We start from the raw sequence: 20577 nt of genomic DNA on the forward strand, positions 1-20577 counted from the left end.
CGCCGCTAGTGGCAAAACCTGGTGGCGTTTTTTATTTTCCAAATAAGAAAAATCAGGCAGGAATTTGTTGGGTGATACAGTGAATATTACCACCGCCCAATAAAATCTCCCGAGCAGGTACGCCCGTTACCCGGTACCCAGGATACATTTCGTGGAGCAATGCTTGTGCCTGAGCATCTGTTCTGGCATCCAGCAACGGGAAAATAATCTGCTGGTTGCTTATCAGGTAGTTCACATAAGAACCGGCAAGGCGATTTCCCTGCTGGCGCTCAATGGCGCTTCCTGCATGAACACTTGCTGTTTCTTCTTCACTGGCAAATAACGGGCCGGGAGCTGGCAGTTTCCAGACTTTCAATTTACGCCCGCGGGCATCTGTTGCCTGCTCAAGCACGGCCAGCGCCGCCTGAGAACGGGCATATTGCGGGTCCTGTTCATCGTCAGTCCAGTGTAACGCCACTTCACCAGGGCGCACAAAACAACACATGTTATCGATATGCCCGTCGGTTTCATCATTAAACACGCCATCTGGTAGCCAAATGAAGTGCTCAACACCGAGGTAATCTTGTAACTGTTGTTCAATTTCAACTTGTGATAAGTGAGGGTTGCGGTTTGGGTTGAGCAAGCACTCTGCGGTAGTCAGCAATGTGCCTTCACCATCAACATGGATGGAACCACCTTCCAATACCAACGAAGTCTGGTAACCCGCAAAACCATGATATTGCAGCACCTGGCGGGCCACAGCCTGGTCTTTATCCCAGGGAGCATACAGGCCACCCAGATCACCGCCCCAGGCATTGAAAGTCCAGTCCACACCACGCCGTTCACCGGCGCGGTTGACTACAATAGTCGGCCCGGTGTCGCGCATCCAGGCATCATCACTTTCCATGATTACCAGCGTAACATTATCGGGCATGGTTGCCTGGGCATTACCCAGTTCACTGGCAGGCACAGCCATAAACACGGGTGTAGTTTGTGCAATGGCATTAGCAACGGCCGCAAAAGCCTGCTGCGCTGGCTTACCTTCATGGCGCCAGTTGTCTGTGCGGTAAGGCCAAATCATCCACACAGCCTGTTGCGGTGCCCACTCTGCAGGCATCATAAAACCATCCAGGCGTGGTGTTGTCATTTCAGACATGGCTTATCTCCGGGTTGAGCCATCAGAGGTGGCAATCGCACCGTACATTTCCGGGCGGCGGTCACGGAACAGGCCCCAGGAAGCACGTTGTGCGGCAATGGCGTCCAGGTCAAAAGTGTGCACCAGTACCGTTTCATCAGTTTTATTTGCTTGTTTAACCAATTCACCGGTTTGGTCAGCAATAAAGGAAGAACCGTAAAATGTCATTTCCAGGTCTTCAATATATTTACTGGCTTCAGTACCAATACGGTTGGATGCAATAACCGGTACCAGGTTTGCCGCTGCATGGCCTTGCTGAACACGAGTCCAGTGTGGCTGGCTGTCGATTTCAGGGTAAGCCGGTTCAGAGCCAATAGCCGTTGGGTAGAAGATAACCTCAGCCCCCTGCAATGCAAGGCTGCGAGCCGTTTCCGGGAACCACTGGTCCCAGCAAATCCCCACACCTACTTTGGCATAGCGGGTATTCCACACTTTAAAACCGGTATCGCCAGGAATGAAAAACTGTTTTTCCTGGTAAGCCGGGCCATTAGGGATATGGGTTTTGCGATAGATATCCATCACTGTGCCATCTGCATCAATCATGACCAGCGAGTTGTAATAGGCGTTATTCGCTTTTTCAAAGAAGCTCAGTGGCAACACCACTTCCAGTTCTTTTGCCAATGCAGAAAAGTGGTGGATTAACGGGCTGCTCGCAACATCCTGGGCCAGCGCGTAATGCTCCGGGCTTTGATCAATGCAAAAGTAAGGTGCAGCGAAGAGTTCCTGAATCAGGATAATTTGTGATCCCTGGGCATGGGCTTCACGCACCAGTCGCTCAGCATTGGCAATGTTTTTGTCCAGTTCCCAGCTACAGGCCATTTGAGTGGCAGCGACAGTTACATTTCTCATTAAAAAATCTCCTGATGTTAGAGAATGGTGCTTACCAGGCTGCTTTTGCCCCACAGCCTGCATCCGACACAACGTTTTCGCGCCAGACGATAAAAATTCTGTTCAATAGTAGCAGACTCACTCCCCGGGCAGGCCGAAAATATCGCCACTCAGCCCTGCGGTTATGTACATCTTTCAAGGCGCAAAACCGGCGGTATTTAGTGCTGGCTGCAAGGGGTGAGACACTATACGGATCCCCGCCCCCAGACTCAATCTGTCCCGTGGTAAATTCTGATGTTTTGCCCTTTCATCATGAAACGTCACAGCATGCACACTCAAGAGACGCTAAACAATAACCACTATATTAATACGGATATATTGTTTATTTGTTACACATAAAATCACTCGCGTTATCAACAACCAACCGAATGATATTTTTCGATAAGCACAGATAACTAACATATCAGCATGATTTTATAAATTTTTTCCATTTGAATAAACTTTATCGAAATAATACCTTAGAATTAATAATTGATTTTGAATTATTCAAAATCGATTAAATTGAATGAATGTTATTCAAATGCTAAAAACCAAAGACCATCGATAGTCAAGGAGCGTAAATGAAAGCAGCCGTTGTGAACAGTCATCACCATGTTGATGTCGTCGATAAAAAACTTCGCCCACTGGAGCATGGCGAAGCGTTACTGTCGATGGAATGTTGTGGGGTTTGCCACACCGACTTGCATGTAAAGAATGGTGACTTCGGCGATAAAACCGGGGTTATTCTTGGCCATGAAGGGATTGGGGTAGTCAAGCAGGTTGGGCCTGGTGTCAGTTCACTGAAAGTGGGCGACCGTGCAAGTGTTGCCTGGTTTTTTGAAGGTTGTGGCCACTGTGAATATTGTACCAGTGGTAACGAGACGCTGTGCCGCGATGTGAAGAATGCAGGCTATAGCGTTGATGGCGGCATGGCGGAAGAGTGCATTGTGGTGGCGGACTACGCGGTAAAAGTACCTGATGGTTTGGATTCTGCCGCAGCAAGCAGTGTGACCTGCGCTGGTGTCACCACTTACAAAGCCGTGAAAGTGTCGGATATCAAGCCTGGGCAGTGGATTGCCATTTATGGTTTGGGTGGCCTGGGTAACCTTGCACTGCAATATGCCAAAAATGTCTTCAATGCCAAAGTGATTGCAGTAGATGTGAACGATAACCAACTGGATTTTGCTAAAGAAATGGGCGCAGACCTGGTTATTAACTCCCGTACAGAAGATGCAGCTAAATTCATTCAGGAAAAAACGGGGGGAGCCCATGCGGCTGTTGTTACCGCTGTCGCTAAAGCTGCTTTTAACTCTGCTGTTGATGCCGTCCGTGCCGGTGCTCGCGTGGTTGCCGTTGGCTTGCCGCCAGAATCGATGAGCCTGGATATTCCTCGCCTGGTGCTGGATGGCATTCAGGTTGTCGGCTCACTGGTCGGTACGCGTAAAGACCTTGCTGAGGCGTTCCAGTTTGCCGCTGAAGGTAAAGTGGTTCCCAAAGTAACTCGCCGCCCCATTGAAGATATCAACACCATTTTTGAAGAGATGGAACAGGGTAAAATTCAGGGCCGTATGGTGATTGATTTCGGGCAGAAATAACCCCGATATAAATAAAGGCGCTGCGGCGCCTTTCTGATTGATGAAAAAGAAGGAAAAACGTGGTTTTTCCTTCTTTTTAGTTAGCAGACGAAAATCAGTTCATTGATTTTCCTGGTTTTTTTATTGGTTTATACCCTCTCGTCCTGTGTGGATATGAGGTTTGTCATCTGACTCAAAGGCGCTGCGGCACCTTTGTTATGCATACCTTTGGAAAGGGATGATTAGTTAAGTATAAGTAACATACAATTAAGTAAGAATTAAACATTTAGTTATTTAAAATCATATAGTTAAATATACCTCTTTGGGGGTAAAATTTTGGTAAAGTTCCCCCTGTTATACACCGATAACCTCTTTACGCTTGTAAAAAAAGAGGTTGCCACGTATGTCATGGATTTACCGAATCTCGATAAGAAATAAGCTATTACTTGTATTATCGCCTCTGTTTTTTGCATTGTTGTGTGTAGCCGGAAATGGGTTTATGTCCCATTATTCTGTTGAAAAACAGATGAAAACTGTCGCTCAACTCACCCACATTGCCGGAACTCTGGGTGACACAATCCATGAAATCCAAAAAGAACGTGGTCTGAGTGCCGGCTACCTTGGCAGTAAAGGACAGCAATTTCGTGCTGATTTAACCACACAGCGGCAACTCACGGACCAGGCGTTAAAGAGTGCCGAAAACAGCCTGGCACAACTTGCTGGAACTGAGAATTTAGGCAAACTGACAGATCTTGTTAACCAGTTTTCACAACAACAGCAGACAATAAATACGCTGCGTAGTGGTGTCAGTAACTTATCCATCGCAACACCACAGGCGCTGGCCAGCTATACCAGTATGGTGAATATCCTGTTGGATATTGTCGGCAATATCAGCCACCTGCCCCAACCGGGTGTGATCCTTAACGACCTGATGACCTATTACGCGCTATTAAATATCAAAGAACAGGCAGGTATTGAGCGCGCACTCCTCGCTAATACCTTTTCGGCAGGCAAATTTATGCCAGGCATGTTCCAACGTTTCAGTGAGGTTGTTGGAAAACAAACGGCCTGGATAACTGCCTTCCAAACTTTTGCCACTTCCGATGACCTAAAACTTTGGCAACAAAACGAAAACCTTCCCGCTACCCAAAAAGCACTGGCGATGCGCCAGCAGGCGTTTACTCACGCGGCAGACAACCAGTTTGGTATCCGGGGGCCAGATTGGTTCGCAGCCCAGACTGAACGCATTAATTTGTTAAAAGAACTGGAAAATACCCTTGCCAGCCAGTTATCTGGCGATGCACAGCGTATTGCCCAAATCGCCCGTGTTGACTGGATGGGTTACCTGGCTGCGACAGTACTCGCTCTGCTGGTTTCGCTGGGGCTTGCGCTGCTGATTACCCGCAGTATTGACCAGCAACTCAAGACTATGCTGCACAAAATTGACACCATGGGTAACGACCTCACCCAACGCTTACCAGTCCCGGGTACCGATGAACTTTCACGTATCAGCAGGGCCTGGAACGTGATGACTGACAACCTCCAGTCCACTGTTATGAAGATAAAGCAAAGTGCTGATGTGCTGTTACATACCAGTGATGATATTGCCAGGGGCAACCAGGATTTGGCACAACGGACGGATGAGCAGGCGGCTTCTCTGGTAGAAACCGCTGCCAGCATGGAGCAGATATCCACCACCGTTAATCAAACAGCGGAAAGTGCCCGCCAGGCACAATTGCTGACAACGGAAATGGAAAATGAGGTTCAGGAGGCAGACAGTATTGCGATTGAAGCCAGCCGAAGTATTGAAGCCGTGCGTGAATCCAGCGAGCAAATCTCCCATATCATCAGCTCTATTGATGAAATATCTTTCCAGACCAATTTACTGGCATTAAACGCAGCGGTTGAAGCGGCACGGGCGGGTGAACTGGGTAAAGGCTTCGCAGTTGTTGCTGCCGAAGTTCGCAGTTTATCACAGCGTTGTGCGCGGGAAGCCGCATCCATACGCGACCTGGTAACAGTAACTATGGGGAAAATTAACGAAGGCGTGGAAAAGGTTAACGCCTCTGGTGAGACCCTGCACCTTGCTGCCGCCAATACCAGCAAGATGAGGCAATATGTGGCGGATATTGCCCATGCCGCCAGCGAACAGTCACTGGGCATTAAGCAAATTGATTTAGCCTTACACCAGCTTGAACAGGTGACTCAGAAAAATGCTGTGCGGGTTTCTGAGGCAGCCTCAGCCAGCCAGACTCTGAACCAACAATCAGAAGCAATGACGTCACTGGTTAACCGTTTTACCCTAAATTAACCAGTAGAGGATGGCAGCAACCGGCTGCCATCCTCGTTAAAAAAACGTAAAAACTAGTAAGTTTTCCGCATTCACTGTAGTATGGCAGCCTTTCTCTGGCAGGCTTTGCCTGCTATCGCAGCCATTTCTGGCCCCCCGTAAAAACAACGAAACCTGCACAACAATGAAAACATTACCTGATAACCCGACAACGGCTGTGTCAGTTGTCGATGTCTTACGCTCACCAAAGCGTTTGTTTCGCGAATCCCTTGCTGGCGTGTTGACTGCGCTGGCGCTGATCCCCGAAGTTATCTCTTTTTCGGTGATTTCCGGCGTGGACCCAAAAGTTAGCCTGGTCGCCTCTATTGTACTGTGCCTGTCAATGTCAGTGCTGGGCGGCCGCCCGGCAATGGTCACAGCTGCGGCAGGTTCTGTCGCGCTAGTGATTGGGCCAATGGTACGTGACCACGGCGTGGGCTATATCATGCCTGCCGTGATTCTCGCCGGTGTTATCCAGATAGTGTTCGGTGCCCTGGGGCTTGCCCGAATGATGCGCTACATTCCCCGTTCAGTGATGACAGGTTTTGTTAATGCATTAGGGATATTGATTTTCTTTGCTCAGGTTCCTCATGTGATAGGGCAAAGTACCCTGGTCTGGGCGCTATTTGCTGTAACGCTTGCCATTGTTATATTTTTGCCCAAATTCTTCAGTGCTATTCCCGCTCCATTAGTCGCCGTGGTACTGGTTACTGCCATCTCTATGTATATGGGCCTGGCTCTGCCCGTTGTGGGCGATGAAGGCCCGATGCATGCTGGCCTGCCATCCATTAATAGCCTGATGGTTCCCCTGAACCTGGAAACACTGAAAATTATTTGGCCCTGCGCACTCAGTGTGGCTTTTGTTGGCCTGATGGAGTCACTGCTCACCACCCGCCTGGTGGATGACCTGACAGATACGCCTTCCAGTAAACGCCGGGAGAGTTGGGGCCTGGGTGTCGCCAATATTTTGGCTGCGTTTTATGGCGGGATAGCAGGTTGCGCCATGATAGGCCAGACCATTGTTAACGTTGAATTGGGCAAAGCCCGTACTCGTGTATCTACCGTTGCAGCCGGGTTGTTTTTGCTGCTGATGGTTACCGGGTTGAGTGAGATAATGGCGAAAATACCCATGGTCGTGCTGGCAGGTATTATGATGATTGTGGCGTACAAGACCGTGGACTGGCACAGCCTGCAGCCTAAAACGTTACGCCGTATGCCTCTGCCTGAAACGCTGGTGATGGTTGTTACAGTTATTACCACCGTCTGGACAGGTAACCTGGCACTTGGTGTTGTTGGCGGCGTTATCTTCGCCACCTTGCTGTTTGCCCGCCGTGTAGCCCATGTGATTCACGCCGAACGCCTGCTGGATGAAGCGAGCCAGACTGTGCGTTACCAGGTGCGTGGCCCACTGTTCTTTGCCAGCAGTAACGACCTGTTTGAGCACTTCAACTACGCGGATGACCCGCAAAATGTGGTAATTGATTTAACCCATGCACAAATCTGGGATGCATCGACAGTTGCTGCTCTGGATGCCATCGAACACCGTTACCAAAAACATGGCTGCCAGGTTGTATTTGAGGGGTTGGATATGCGCAGTAGTGAGTTCCATGCGCGCTTATCAGGAAAGATTTAAGTGATAATAACCGGGCAGGATCCCTGCCCGGTTCTGGTGTTACAACAAGAAAATAGTTGCCAGGCCAAGGAAAATAAAAAAACCACCGGTATCGGTGATAGCAGTGATCATTACACTGGATCCAACCGCCGGATCACGCCCGAGGCGATACATCGTTAGTGGGATCAATACCCCCATGATTGCTGCTACCAGCAAATTAAGGACCATAGCCAACGTCATCACACCACCCAGTTGCGGGTCGTGATACAAAAGCCAGGTAACAATCCCCATCAACCCGCCCCAAATCAGGCCATTGATCAGCGCCACTCCCATTTCACGCAATAGCAAGAACATGAAGTTTGCTGGCTGAACCTGCTGTAATGCCAGCGCCCTGACAATCATCGTGATTGTCTGGTTGCCAGTATTTCCCCCAATACCCGCCACAATTGGCATCAATGCCGCAAGGGCAACAAGCTGTGCAATGGTGTGTTCAAAACCATCAATAACCCGGGACGCGATAAACGCGGTACACAGGTTTATGGCAAGCCAGGCCCAGCGGTTTTTTACCGCTTTGCCAACCGGTGCAAAAACATCTTCTCCACTGCTTAACCCCCCCATGCGCCGCAAATCTGAATCTGTTTCTTCGTAAACCACATCAACGATTTCATCAATGGTCAGGCGCCCCATCAGTTTTCCCTGAGCATCTACTACGGCTGCGCTGATGAGGTTATCACGTTCAAAGGTGCGAGCTGCCGCCTCGTCATTGTCCAGTGGTGAGAAGGTTGTCGGGTCTCGCACCATTACATCGCTGACCAGCGCTTTGGGTGAGTGCAGCAAAATACTGGTGACGCCCAGCTCGCCGGTAAGCATTCGATCCCGCCCGACCACAAACAGTTTGTCGGTGTTTTCCGGCATTTTTCCCCGGCGGCGTAAATAGCGCTGTACCGTTTCCAGCGTGATATCGGAACGAATGGTGATCACTTCAAACTCCATGATCGCCCCTACGCTGTGTTTATCGTACCCCATTACCTGGCGGACACGTTCCCGTTCTTGTGCAGGTAATGACGCCAGCAAACGGCCAGTAAGATCACGAGGAAGGTGTTGTACCAGGTAGATCTGTTCGTCGATATCCAGGGTACTGAGTGCAGTCATTAACGCTCTGTCACTCATTTCATCAATAAGATCGTCCCAAACACTGGCTGAGGCTTCAACCAGCACTTTCCCGCGTTTTTGAACCGAAACCAGATGCCATAAGGCATGGCGCTCTTCCGCGGGTAAACCTTCCAGGGTGTCCGCCAGATCCGGGGCAGGCAGGCGAGCCACCAGTTGGTTCATTTCACTGATATCATCGTTTAACCGTCCCAGAGTATGCGGTTCACTCTGAGGGGATTTGCCTAATATGGCAGGCACCACCATTTTATTGGTAGTGAGGATGGAGAAGATGCGCGCACGGTCTTCAGCGCGATGCCTGGCGCTTTGATTGACAAGTAATGACATGAATAAAACCTTCCCTGCAGACAATAATAACCACATGCACTCCGGGCAGGCGGCTAAGGCAAAAACGTTGCGGGTTAACGTTTCACCGTTATGCTCCGCTGCAACAGGATACAGTGTAACAGGCCGCCCCACTACCCCTTATAAACCCTTAACCTTTTCAGTAAAAAAAACCAGCAGATTGGCTGGTTTTTCTTAAAAATTTAATTTGCGGTGCGAGCGACTGCATCCCGTGATGCCTGTTCACGTTCTGTGCCAGTTAACTCCCGGAGCTGCCCCTGGCGCATTTCAAGCAAGCGATCAGCGTGAATAAAATAGTGGTCATCGTGGCTGATGGCAAAAATGGTCTTCCCTTCCTGCTGTATTAGAGGCAGCAATACCTGGTAAAACTCACGGCGAAAATGTGGGTCCTGGTCTGCGGCCCATTCATCCAGCAGGATGATATCGCGCTGTTCAGCCAGTGCCAGCAATAAAGCGACTCGCTTTTTTTGCCCTTTGGAGAGGTTCAGGTTATTGATTTTACCCTGGTCTACCAACAGTTTTTCCGCCATTTTCAGGCGTTGTAACCAGGTATCAACCAACGCAGGATCAGCGGTTTCTCCCCCTGGCCCCAGAAGGGTGTCAAATAACCAGACATCAGTAAACACCGCTGAAAAATGTTGCCTGAATGCATCCATATTACGGGTATCAACCGGTTGGCCATCCAGCAAAATGGCACCAGAAACCGGTTGGTAAAGCCCGGTTAACAGCATCGCCAACGTGGATTTTCCGCTTCCATTCCCCCCAATCAAGAAAACTTTTTCGCCACGATTCAGTGTGAGATTGATTGGCCCGACATGGAATTGGTTATCTGGATAGTTGAACACCACATCCCTTAACTCCAGCGTTTGCCAGGGTTTGTTGATACCGGGGCGCGGGAAGTCTGGCTGGTAATCAGCAAGAGCGAACTGTTTCAGTTTATTGAAAGCAACCTGAGCACTCAGCAGAGTCGGCAATGCGCCTACGGCAGAAAGTAACGGCGTGCGCAAAAAGAGCAGTGTTAATGAGTAAGTGGCCGCGACATTCGTATTTGCCCAGCCGAGGCTGTTCGCCATCCAAAAAACCAGGCCGATAGCGCCCAGCATCATGATATTTGACCAGTTAACCGCACTGAGGTGATAGGTATCGGCACAAATAATATTTTTCCGGTAATGAATGGCGTCCGGGAGATAAATTTGTTGGTAAATATGCTCAGCCCGTTCCCGGTTGAGCGCCAGTTCTTTACGCCCTTCCAGAACTGTCTGGTAATCCTGGTAAAGCCGGTCTTCCGTTTCACGCAACACAGACATATGGCGGTAAACCCGCGCTACCAGAACAAAACCACCTAAAATCGTCACCACCAGCCAAATAGCGGTAATCAGCAACATTTTTGGGGATAGCCATGCCAGCCATGCAGCAGAACCCAGGGTTAAAATAATCCCCTGAACCAGTTCGGGCAGGCGGACAAATGCAATAGTAATATTACGCACATCGCTGGTCAGCCCGGCCAGAAGCGCGGCACTTCCCATACTTTCAATGCGTGCTATCGGTGTGTCCAGCAGCCGCTTAATAAACTCACCACGCAGGCGGAAAACGAAATGATGGCCCAGTGTGGTTAACGCCAGTTGCGACCCCAGAGTTACTGCCATCAACAACACCAGTAACCCCAGGAATTCCGGCAACACACTCAAAGAGCGGTCGGCAACTTCTATCAGGCGCTGATTGATAAATGCAATTAAACCGATTCCCAACGCAGCACTGGCAAAGCTGAGTGCCATAACACCAATAAATGGCCAGCGATATTGACGCCAGACAACACGTAATAATTCCATAACCCCTCAGGTATAACCCAATAACCAGCGGGCAGTTTAAACACATCCCCTTTCAGGGCAAGAATAATTCTTATTTTAATTCGCTTTAGCAAGTTTTACGGAAGGTAAGGTTATAGCGGATTGCGCCGGTATCAGGGTGAAAGCCTTCTTTTAGCGCCAGAACACCATGGTAAAACAGCCGAGATGGCCCACCCCAGACGACGACATCGCCATGCTCCAGTAGCACGCGCTGAACTGCAGATTGCCGTGTTGCCCCGCCGAACTGAAATACGGCCGGTAACCCAAGAGACACCGAAACTATAGGGGCTGCTCTGTCCTGTTCATCTTTATCCTGATGAAGTGAAAGCCGTGCACCCGGAACATAGCGGTTAATCAGGCAGGCGTCCGGGTGAAAATCCGAATAACCCGCTTCTTGTGCAGCTAGCCGAGCCAGTAAAAGCAAGTTACCCGGCATATCCGGCCAGGGCTTGCCAGATAGCGGATCCTGCGAAGTATAGCGGTAACCATGCCCATCACTGTGCCAGCCTTTTTTCCCACAGTTCGTCATAGCAACAGACATTGTCTGGCCACCAGGGGTTACCAGATGGCGGAAAGGTGCTTGTGATGCCACTGATGTAATCGTTTCTAATAACGCCAGAGCCTCGCGGCGAGCAAAACGATGCAGCACTACTGCGCCAGGTGTAAGGTCAAAATGCCAGGGGGGTTCATCGGCGAACAGGCTCATCAACAGATTCCTCTTCTAATTGTGTATTCTGCTTGTGGCTACGTTCCTGCGCCAACAGGGCAGCCTTACGAGCAACGCCCCAGCGGTAGCCAGCCAGCAGGCCATCATGGCGTACAACACGGTGACAAGGAATAATCAGTGCCAGTTTATTCGCCGCACAGGCACTGGCAACCGCTCTGACAGCAGCAGGACGCCCAATTTCTGCCGCCACTTGCTGGTAAGTGCGGGTTTCACCATAGGGAATACGCAGTAATTGCTGCCAGACTTGTTGCTGAAATACGGTGCCACGAATATCCAGCGGTAACTGCGCCAGAAACGCATCGCCCTTTGTTTGTAATTCGGCGAGCCGCTCCAGTGCCTGGTAAAGTAGTGGGTCTTGGGCCAGGTCTGCTGGCAGGCACTGCGTTGCCGGAAACAGCCCATGTAGCTCAATCGCTAATTCAGTATCTCGCTCCCCCAATAATACCGCGCAAATACCCAGTTCACTTCGGGCAACCAGGCAACGCCCCAGCGGCGTTTCCCCCACAGCCCAATATAAGCTCTGGCGCGCACTTTTCTGGCGAAACTGCTTCCCGGTCATCCCCAATGCCTCCGGTGCTTGCCGGTAATAAGGTGAGAACGAGTTAAACCCGGCATCCAGCACTGCCTGTGTGACTGTTTTTCCTGCTACCAAGCCTTCCCGCAAGCGTTGTGCGCGCAGCGCACGTTGCCATGCGGCGGGGGTCAACCCGGTAACGGCCTTAAACTGGCGGTGAAAATGATATGGGCTGAGTGAGACGGCCTGGGCAACAGCCGCCAGAGGAAGGGGTTTGTCACTTTCAGACATTTTCCGGCAGGCAAGCCTGATACGCTCAACCACCGGTGTTGCATCATGCTTTGTTGGCTGGCAGCGCTTGCATGGCCGAAAGCCTTGCTCCTGCGCAGCACCCGCATCAGGGAAGAAACGCACATTTTCCCGTAACGGGTGCCTTGCCGGGCAGGAAGGGCGGCAAAAAATGCCAGTCGTAATGACAGCAAAAACAAATTTCCCGTCCTGCCGGGTATCCCGAGCCTGTACTGCTTGCCAGCGTTGTTCATCACTAAGTTGCATAATCACGCCTCCTGTATTCAGTACAGTTTGCCGCAAGGGCTACAGGATACCTGCTGTTTCTTGCTGTTTAATTTTTCTCACTCAACAAGAACGTTTTGAACTGCGGTGACATCCAGGTTTTAAAGCCATTACCCTCTTTATAAATAAGGTAGACGGCCAGACCTTCTTTCTCTGCTACGGCTTGCGCTTTTTCAGTACCGAGCACCATCAAACCAGTATCCCAGCCATCAGCCTCCAGTGCCGTTGGGGAAATCACAGTCGCAGAAACCAGTTTGTGCTGAATGGGCCGCCCGGTTGCCGGGTCTATCACATGAGAAATGCGTTTGCCGTCCAGCTCGTAATAGTTACGGTAACTGCCAGACGTGCTGATGCCATGCCCGTTCAAATCAACCACTGCCTGAACAGCGTTTTCCTGGTCTGTGGGTTTTTGAATAGCAACACGCCAGGGTTTACCTTCCGCATTTGTGCCCCGCGTCATTACGGCGCCACCAACCGACACCAGGTAGCGCCCGATCCCTTCCTGCTCCATCAAGCGCGCCAGGTGATCAGCGGCATACCCTTCCCCTACAGTTGAAAGATCAACATATAGATCAGGGATGTCTTTCTGGATCCACTGTTTATCTGCACGGTTAATCACCGTCAGGTGTTGCAGGCCAGTTTTTGCTTTCGCCGCGTCGATTTCTGCTTGAGTTGGCCATTTCACTGGCTGTTTATCTGGCCCAAAACCCCACAGATTTACCAACGGGCCAACCGTAATATCCATCGCGCCATCTGTTTTTGCGCCAATACGCAGAGCGCCAGTGATAATATCTGCCATCGCTTCACTCACCGGCCAGGGTTGTGTACTGGTGGATTGGTTGAATTTCGATAACGCTGAATCTGGCTTCCAGGTTGAAAGCATCTGGTCATCGCCATCCAGTTGAGACTGAATCCGTTTGCGTAATTCAGCCCCCCGGTCAGGGTCTACGCCCGCAAGACTCACACGCCAGTAGGTGCCCATGGTTTTGCCTTCCAGCACCAAAGCCTGTGAAGAATCAATCCGGCTGCTTTCATCGCAGCCACTCATTAACAGTGCAGCAGCAAGCAAACCGCAACTCAAAATCGTCCGCATTTGATTATCTCCTTTTAAACCCGCGCAAGATTACAACAAAACAGACTTCTGCGGGTTAAACATCAGGGCAATACCGTGCAAAAAGCATCAGCAGTTAAATGCAAAAAGGTAAACAGACATTGAGATAACTGGCGTGGCCGCTAATTAAGGGGGCAATAAAGCAGATGATAATTTTACTTATGGTGTAAAAAATAGTGTGAAAAAAGGGTGTAAAAAAGGAGCCATCAGGCTCCTTTTATCAGTCAGCATAACACGAGATTAGAACTGGTAAACTGCGCCCAAGCCTACGATGTTATCAGTGCTGGTGCCAGATGCGCGGGTGAAGTCATTGTCATCCAGCAGGTTGATTTTGTAATCAACATAGGTAGAGAAGTTTTTGTTGAAGAAGTAGGTAGTACCTACATCAATGTATTTCAGCAGGTCCTGGTCACCGTAGTCGGTAGTACCATTGGTGATGTCTTTACCACGAGACTGCAGGTAAGCAATGGATGGACGCAGGCCGAAGTCGAACTGGTACTGAGCAACCACTTCGAAGTTCTGTGCTTTGTTAGCAAAGCCATACGCATCAGAGCTTGAGCTACCACCGAAACGGGTTGCGTTATAAGTCTGGGTATACTGTGCTGCCAGGTAGATGTTGTTAGCATCATATTTCAGGCCGCCAGTGTAAGCTTCTGCGCGGTCACCGTTACCGTAGATACCAGACATATCGTTCTGGTCTGCAGTACGTTTAGAGGTTGCCATCGCGCCACCCAGGCTGAAACCAGCACCGAGATCATAAGTCGCAGACATTGCGAAACCGTCACCATTCTGTTTCAGAACAGAACGACCGGTGCTGTCTTCACCACTTACGCTACCGTTTTTACCCTGGTACTGCAGGGCAAAATCCAGGCCGTCAACCAGGCCGAAGAAGTCATTGTTACGGTAAGTCAGCAGGCCGTTAGCACGCTGCATCATGAAGTTATCAGAACCGTAGGTATCACCACCGAATTCTGGCAGAACGTCGGTCCAGGATGCGATATCGTAGATAGCGCCATAGTTACGACCATAATCCAGAGAGCCCGCATCACCCACTTTCAAACCAGCGAATGCTACACGAGTCCATGCATTATTTTCAGACTCAGTAGTGTTACCCTGCACCTGATATTCCCACTGGCCGTAACCGGTCAGTTGGTCATTAATTTGGGTTTCACCTTTGAAGCCCAGACGGATATAGGTCTGGTCGCCATCATTGCTGCTGTCTTTGGAGAAGTAATGCAGGCCGTCAACTTTACCGTACAGATCTAATTTGTTGCCATCTTTATTATAGATTTCAGCCGCGTGAGCTGCGCCTGCTGCCAGCATAGCCGGGACTAGCAGAGCCAGTACTTTAGCTTTCATGTTATTACCCTCTGTTATTTGCCTTTATTTATTATTGCCACTGCATACTGATTACGGAACCAGTCGGCAGATCCCATTGTCCTAATTCAATACAGATTAATCCAATGGGATTTTGATACTAAAACTTTTGTGGTGTTTCATTATACTTTTCATATGTTACAAATTGTAAATTCAAGGGAACTTTTTTTAGCACTAATTGATAAAAATATCAGCACGAAAAATCAAAAAACACGCCAAATGAAATAAAATCAATAACTTATATTAAAAATATAGTCGCCGCACTGAATGTTAAACACATCATCTGAATTCATTCTAGAATTACAAACGCTATCATCATTAACTTTATTTATTACCGTCATTCAGTTCTGAATGTCTGTTTACCCCAATTTGTAGCCGAATGTCTGACATTCGGCTTTTTTTTTACCTTCGCCCAAGTAATGACATATATTGATGATTAACAATAAAAATTGTAACGACTATTAACTATTTACTCTAATTATTAGACAAATAGAATTTAATAAACTAAACTTTCTTATCCTTTTGTGCTTTTAAATACCAGAACTTACATATTCCTGGCTCCTCACCCGCTCCAACCTCCCTTTTCAGATAATTCCTTACACGCAAAACAATGAAAATAAGGCTTATCCGATGGTTAATTTTATTCCTGAAGGCAAGGTATTGCGCATGGCTGACTACACACATGCCAATGCACGTTGCCGTATTGCGCTATACAATTAGAAGCGATCCCCCATAGCAGCAAACGAAAATACGATACGGGGATAAACCAAAACCGCCGGGTACAGTTTTTCAGACGAGTTTGCGAAGGCTTGTGTGTGTGACAAAATCCCTTGTACCATGGGAAGGCGGGATATGTGATGATACGCGCTTCAGCCTGGTTTCACGCAATTACGGTGGCTGGTCTTCACTAACTTATAATAAAGAAATTCTCAGAGGCTATGAACCCCAACAAGTTTTCCTTAAAACCAGGCAGCATATCGCGCTACTTCATACTGTTGATCGTTGTGTTACTGGTTACGCTGGGCGTAACGCTTCAGAGCGCAGTCAACACATGGTTGAAGGACAAAAGCCTGCAAGTAGTGGATGTAGCTCAGGCTATGCATAAACGCATTGAGACCTGGCGTTATGTCACCTGGCAAATTTATGACAATGTTGCTGCAGCACCTGCCAGTGCCAGTAATGAGATTCAGGAAACTCGCCTGCGCCAGGATGTTTATTACCTGGAAAAGCCTCGTCGTAAAACTGAAGCGTTGATCTTTGGCTCCCATGACAGCAGCACGCTCGCCATGACCCAAAGAATTTCTAATTACCTGGATATCCTCTGGGGTGCAGAATCCGCGCCATGGTCAATGTATTATCTGAACGGCCAGGACAACAGTATGGTTCTGGTCTCCACATTGCCGTTAAAAGACCTCACCACCGGCTTTAAAGAATCCAGTATCAGTAATATGGTTGATCAACGCCGTGCAGAGATGCTTCAGCAGGCCAACGCACTGGATGAACGGGAAAGTTTCTCTGGCTTGCGGCAAATGGAGTGGCAAAACAACACTTACTTCACTGTACGCACCACGTTCAACCAGCCAGGTCACCTGGCAACTGTCGTTGCTTTTGATATGCCGGTTAACGACCTGATTCCCGCGAATATGTCAGTGGATAATTTTCGCCTGGATACTGACCAGCAAGCACACTTAAAAACTACCAAGAACCAGTCTGAAGGCCCTGTAAATATTGGCTTCAACGGCGGGCACATTGAAATCTCGGTACCTGTTGTTACCACGGGAATGAAACTGATTTGGGAAGTTCCCACCGGTACCATGATAATGGAGACGCTGCAAAATGTTCTGCTGGGGGTATTGCTCACCATTGGCTTGATTGCCCTGGCCATTTTCGGCTTTATTACTTTCCGCCAGCACCCTTCGCGCCAGACTGCCGATAATGTACCGCCATCTAACGGAAAAGAACTTCAGGCGCTCAGAGCGCTAAATGAAGAAATTTTGTCTGTCGTGCCGCTGGGCATTCTGGTACAGGACATTGAAAACAACCGTACGGTTATCAGTAATAAAATGGCCGATAACCTGCTGCCTCATCTCAACCTGAAAAATATTATGTCCATGGCAGATCAGCACCAGGGCGTGATTCAGGCAACGGTGAATAATGAGCTGTATGAAATTCGCCAGTACCGCAGCCAGATTGTTTCCCGGGTACAGATTTTTATTATCCGCGACCAGGATAAAGAAATTCTGGTCACGAAGAAATTGCGCCAGGCACAGCGCCTGTATGAGAAAAATCAGCAAGGCCGCAGTGCCTTTATGCAACATATTTGCCATGCGCTCAAAGGGCCAATTGATTCTTTGGCAGAAAAAGCGTCTGGGTTGCAAACACCAGAGCATCTCGCACTGGCAGATGATGCAGACCGCCTGGCTCACCTGGTGGATGAGATGCAGTTACTGAACTTGCTGGAAGATGACAATTGGAAAAGCACATCTTCCTGCTTCTCTCTGCAGTCTTTGCTTGATGATGTTGTGCCAGCAATTCTGCCCGTGATTAAGCGTAAGGGGCTGCAATTACTGGTGAACAACCCCACACTGGCCACAGAAAACCGCCATGGTGACCGGGAATCACTCCATCGAATGCTGCTGATGTTATTGCATTATGCTGCCACAACAACCGAGATTGGTAAGATAACCCTGGATATTATCCAGGATGAAGGCATCGACGACGGGCTGATTTTCCGTATTACGGATACCGGGCGTGGAATTAGCGACGATGAGGTTGATAACCTGCACTTCCCGTTCCTCAACGCTACCACCGAGGACCGTTATGCACAGGCAAATGGCCTGACATTTTTCTTGTGCAATCAGCTGGCTCGCAAGATGGGTGGTAACCTGAGCATTAAATCGAAAGATGAATTGGGCACCCGTTATACCCTACACTTGCGGCTTCCACATGAAGGTAAACAAACCGTTCAGGAGCAGGAAGAACGCCTGCTGGATGATGTAGTTGCCCTGGTAGATATCGCTTCACGCGATATACGTAATATTGTTACGCGGCAATTGGAAAGCTGGGGTGCAAGTTGCATTGCGCCTGATGAGCAATCATCAAGTCAAGCATTTGATATATTTTTAACAGATAATCCGTCTAATCTTACTGCATCGGGCTTGCTTTTAAGCGATGATGAGAACGGTTTACGGAAAATCGGAAATGCCCGTTATCGTGTAAACTTCAATATGAGTAATGCAATGCAGGACGCAATACTTCAGCTTATTGAAGCGCAAATGGCTGATGACATTGAGCAAGAAAGTGGCTCTGGAGTGAGTGATGAAAGTGCTCAACTTCATGCAAGTGGTTATTATGCGCTGTTTGTAGATACCGTGCCGGACGATGTAAAACGTCTGCAAAATGAATCACAGGCAAACGACTTTTTAGCGCTGGCCCAAACGGCACACAGACTTAAAGGCGTATTTGCTATGCTGAATCTGGTACCAGGGAAGCAGTTGTGTGAAACACTGGAGCATCACATTCGTGAAAAAGATGCACCTGCCATAGAAAAATATATCAGTGATATTGATACTTACGTCAATAGCTTACTGTAAAAAGGTAACCTAAAACATGAACAATATGAACGTAATTATTGCCGATGACCATCCGATCGTTTTGTTCGGGATTCGTAAATCTCTGGAGCAAATCGAGTGGGTTAATGTTGTTGGTGAATTCGAAGATTCCACAGCACTTATTAACAATCTTCCTAAACTGGACGCTAATGTCCTGATTACTGACCTTTCAATGCCTGGGGATAAATACGGCGATGGGATTACGCTTATCAAATACATTAAGCGCCACTTCCCGTCAATTTCCATTATTGTTCTGACAATGAACAATAACCCGGCCATCCTGAGTGCAGTTCTGGATCTGGATATTGAAGGTATTGTACTGAAGCAAGGGGCACCAACAGACCTGCCTAAGGCCCTGGCAGCGTTGCAGAAAGGCAAAAAATTCACACCGGAAAGTGTCTCCCGCCTGCTGGAAAAAATCAGCGCGGGTGGTTATGGCGACAAACGTCTGTCACCCAAAGAGAGCGAGGTTTTACGCCTGTTCGCCGAGGGCTTCCTGGTGACTGAGATTGCCAAAAAACTTAACCGCAGTATCAAAACTATCAGTAGCCAGAAGAAATCAGCCATGATGAAACTGGGCGTGGATAATGATATTGCTCTGCTGAATTACTTGTCGTCAGTGACATTAACACCGGCTGACAAAGAGTAAGCTTCTTTCTTTTTTGGTCACCAAAACAGCAGGGTTTTCCCTGCTGTTTTTCGTTGTGTTTTGCCAGCACTCGCATTGTTTTTTCTCTCTTACCGCCTGTAAGCCATAAGCTATCAACACAGAACACTGACAGCGCACAAATCCCCCAGCCACATCAGACAACACAAACAACCCCACACCTGCATCCGGTACAGCGAATGTAACCTGAACCATATTCTGCCAGCACAGCGCCGGTTGCGCGCCGTGTCAGCCACACAGGTTTCTCTCACCACCCGCGCACGGCGCACGCAGGGGGCCCGGCCCCCCTGCACCCCCGTTGGTGGCTGGCAAAATCGCCGCTTCGCGGACATTCGGCTTACCCCGGCAGGCTTATCGGGTACCGCTCCGAGTCGGCTTCCTGCCTCCCGTCGCTCTGCCTGCATCCATGCAGGCAGCCCCGGCCCGCCAGGCACGCCTCAACGATTTCGAGGCCACTAACACCACCGCCTGTAAGCCTTAAGCAAAAATCAAAATACAGACAGAACACGAATCCCACATCCACACCGGACAACACAAGCCCTCCCGCACCTGCAGCGCTGGTTGAGTCGCGTAAGACCGGTGAACCGCAGAAAGGAAGACAAGGTTATTCCGCCAGGACGGCGGAATAAGGCGAACCGAGGCAGGGATGCCGAGTCGAGCTGGCCGCAGGCTGACTGCCCGGAGGTGAACGCAGTGCGCAGCACCGGTTGCCCGCGAAAAACCGGATTGTTAAGGGGCGGGCCCCTTAACACGTTCACAGTCTGTGAAGCCACATTAACCACATCACTTCAGGTGAACGGAACTTTCACCAAACCAGCATCCGGCTCAGTGAACGTAATGCAGCCACAGTAAAATGATCTGCCAGCACAGCGCCAGTTGCGCGCCGTGTCAGCAACACAGGTATCACTCACCACCCGCGCACGGCGCACGCAGGGGGCCCGGCCCCCCTGCACCCCCGTCGGTGGCTGGCAAAATCGCCGCTTCGCGGACATTCGGCTTACCCCGGCAGGCTTATCGGGTACCGCTCCGAGTCGGCTTCCTGCCTCCCGTCGCTCTGCCTGCATCCATGCAGGCAGCCC

At 49.4% G+C, this 20577-nt stretch carries 15 protein-coding genes; 6 read left to right on the forward strand and 9 right to left on the reverse strand.

The features are described from left to right. Positions 1–52: 52 nt before the first annotated feature. Entirely contained in the window at positions 53–1135 is a 1083-nt protein-coding gene (gene aguA / locus LC084_RS21285; protein ID WP_226573866.1) for an agmatine deiminase, read from the reverse strand. Between the two features lie 3 nt (positions 1136–1138). Continuing rightward, positions 1139–2023: an N-carbamoylputrescine amidase gene (aguB, locus tag LC084_RS21290; protein ID WP_226573868.1), complete on the reverse strand. Its 885-nt coding sequence runs from the start codon at positions 2021–2023 to the stop codon at positions 1139–1141. Between the two features lie 599 nt (positions 2024–2622). Here aguB and adhP point away from each other — a divergent pair. The 3 genes from adhP to LC084_RS21305 all read left to right on the forward strand — a co-directional run bounded on the left by adhP (position 2623) and on the right by LC084_RS21305 (position 7577). Further along, entirely contained in the window at positions 2623–3636 is a 1014-nt protein-coding gene (gene adhP, locus LC084_RS21295; RefSeq protein ID WP_226573870.1) for an alcohol dehydrogenase AdhP, read from the forward strand. A 478-nt stretch (positions 3637–4114) separates the two neighbouring features. Next, complete coding sequence (locus LC084_RS21300) at positions 4115–5926, forward strand: methyl-accepting chemotaxis protein (protein WP_226573872.1); 1812 nt, start codon at positions 4115–4117, stop codon at positions 5924–5926. A gap of 163 nt (positions 5927–6089) precedes the next feature. Continuing rightward, on the forward strand, positions 6090–7577 hold the full coding sequence (locus LC084_RS21305; protein ID WP_226573874.1) for a SulP family inorganic anion transporter: 1488 nt from the start codon (positions 6090–6092) through the stop codon (positions 7575–7577). Positions 7578–7616: 39 nt separating this feature from the next. Here the strand turns inward: LC084_RS21305 and mgtE are convergent, their stop codons facing one another. From mgtE to ompC, 6 genes are all read right to left on the reverse strand, one after another. Next, positions 7617–9053: a magnesium transporter gene (mgtE, locus tag LC084_RS21310; protein WP_226573875.1), complete on the reverse strand. Its 1437-nt coding sequence runs from the start codon at positions 9051–9053 to the stop codon at positions 7617–7619. Positions 9054–9253: 200 nt separating this feature from the next. Beyond that, entirely contained in the window at positions 9254–10900 is a 1647-nt protein-coding gene (locus LC084_RS21315; protein WP_226573878.1) for a multidrug ABC transporter permease/ATP-binding protein, read from the reverse strand. A gap of 85 nt (positions 10901–10985) precedes the next feature. Next, positions 10986–11627, reverse strand: a complete 642-nt coding sequence (gene alkB, locus LC084_RS21320) for a DNA oxidative demethylase AlkB (RefSeq protein WP_226573881.1) — start codon at positions 11625–11627, stop codon at positions 10986–10988. Further along, positions 11605–12714, reverse strand: coding sequence for a bifunctional DNA-binding transcriptional regulator/O6-methylguanine-DNA methyltransferase Ada (gene ada, locus LC084_RS21325; protein ID WP_226573885.1), 1110 nt, complete (start codon positions 12712–12714; stop codon positions 11605–11607). Before ada ends, alkB begins: the two co-directional genes overlap by 23 nt. 67 nt (positions 12715–12781) lie before the next feature. Further along, complete coding sequence (gene apbE / locus LC084_RS21330; RefSeq protein WP_226573887.1) at positions 12782–13825, reverse strand: FAD:protein FMN transferase ApbE; 1044 nt, start codon at positions 13823–13825, stop codon at positions 12782–12784. 258 nt (positions 13826–14083) lie between these two features. After that, the gene (ompC, locus tag LC084_RS21335; RefSeq protein WP_226573890.1) at positions 14084–15202 is read right to left on the reverse strand and encodes a porin OmpC; all 1119 of its coding nucleotides are present in this window, start codon (positions 15200–15202) and stop codon (positions 14084–14086) included. 956 nt (positions 15203–16158) lie between these two features. Between ompC and rcsD the strand changes: the two genes are divergently transcribed. The 3 genes from rcsD to LC084_RS21350 all read left to right on the forward strand — a co-directional run bounded on the left by rcsD (position 16159) and on the right by LC084_RS21350 (position 19979). Then, positions 16159–18813, forward strand: coding sequence for a phosphotransferase RcsD (gene rcsD, locus LC084_RS21340; protein WP_226573893.1), 2655 nt, complete (start codon positions 16159–16161; stop codon positions 18811–18813). 16 nt (positions 18814–18829) lie between these two features. Next, positions 18830–19480: a response regulator transcription factor RcsB gene (rcsB, locus tag LC084_RS21345; RefSeq protein WP_036111472.1), complete on the forward strand. Its 651-nt coding sequence runs from the start codon at positions 18830–18832 to the stop codon at positions 19478–19480. Positions 19481–19799: 319 nt separating this feature from the next. Continuing rightward, complete coding sequence (locus LC084_RS21350) at positions 19800–19979, forward strand: hypothetical protein (protein WP_226573894.1); 180 nt, start codon at positions 19800–19802, stop codon at positions 19977–19979. Positions 19980–20286: 307 nt separating this feature from the next. Here the strand turns inward: LC084_RS21350 and LC084_RS21355 are convergent. Beyond that, positions 20287–20577: hypothetical protein (locus tag LC084_RS21355; protein ID WP_226573896.1), on the reverse strand; the 291-nt coding region annotated here is incomplete at its 5' end.

Source organism: Mangrovibacter yixingensis (genome assembly GCF_020523985.1).
In the GTDB taxonomy this organism is placed as follows: domain Bacteria; phylum Pseudomonadota; class Gammaproteobacteria; order Enterobacterales; family Enterobacteriaceae; genus Mangrovibacter; species Mangrovibacter yixingensis.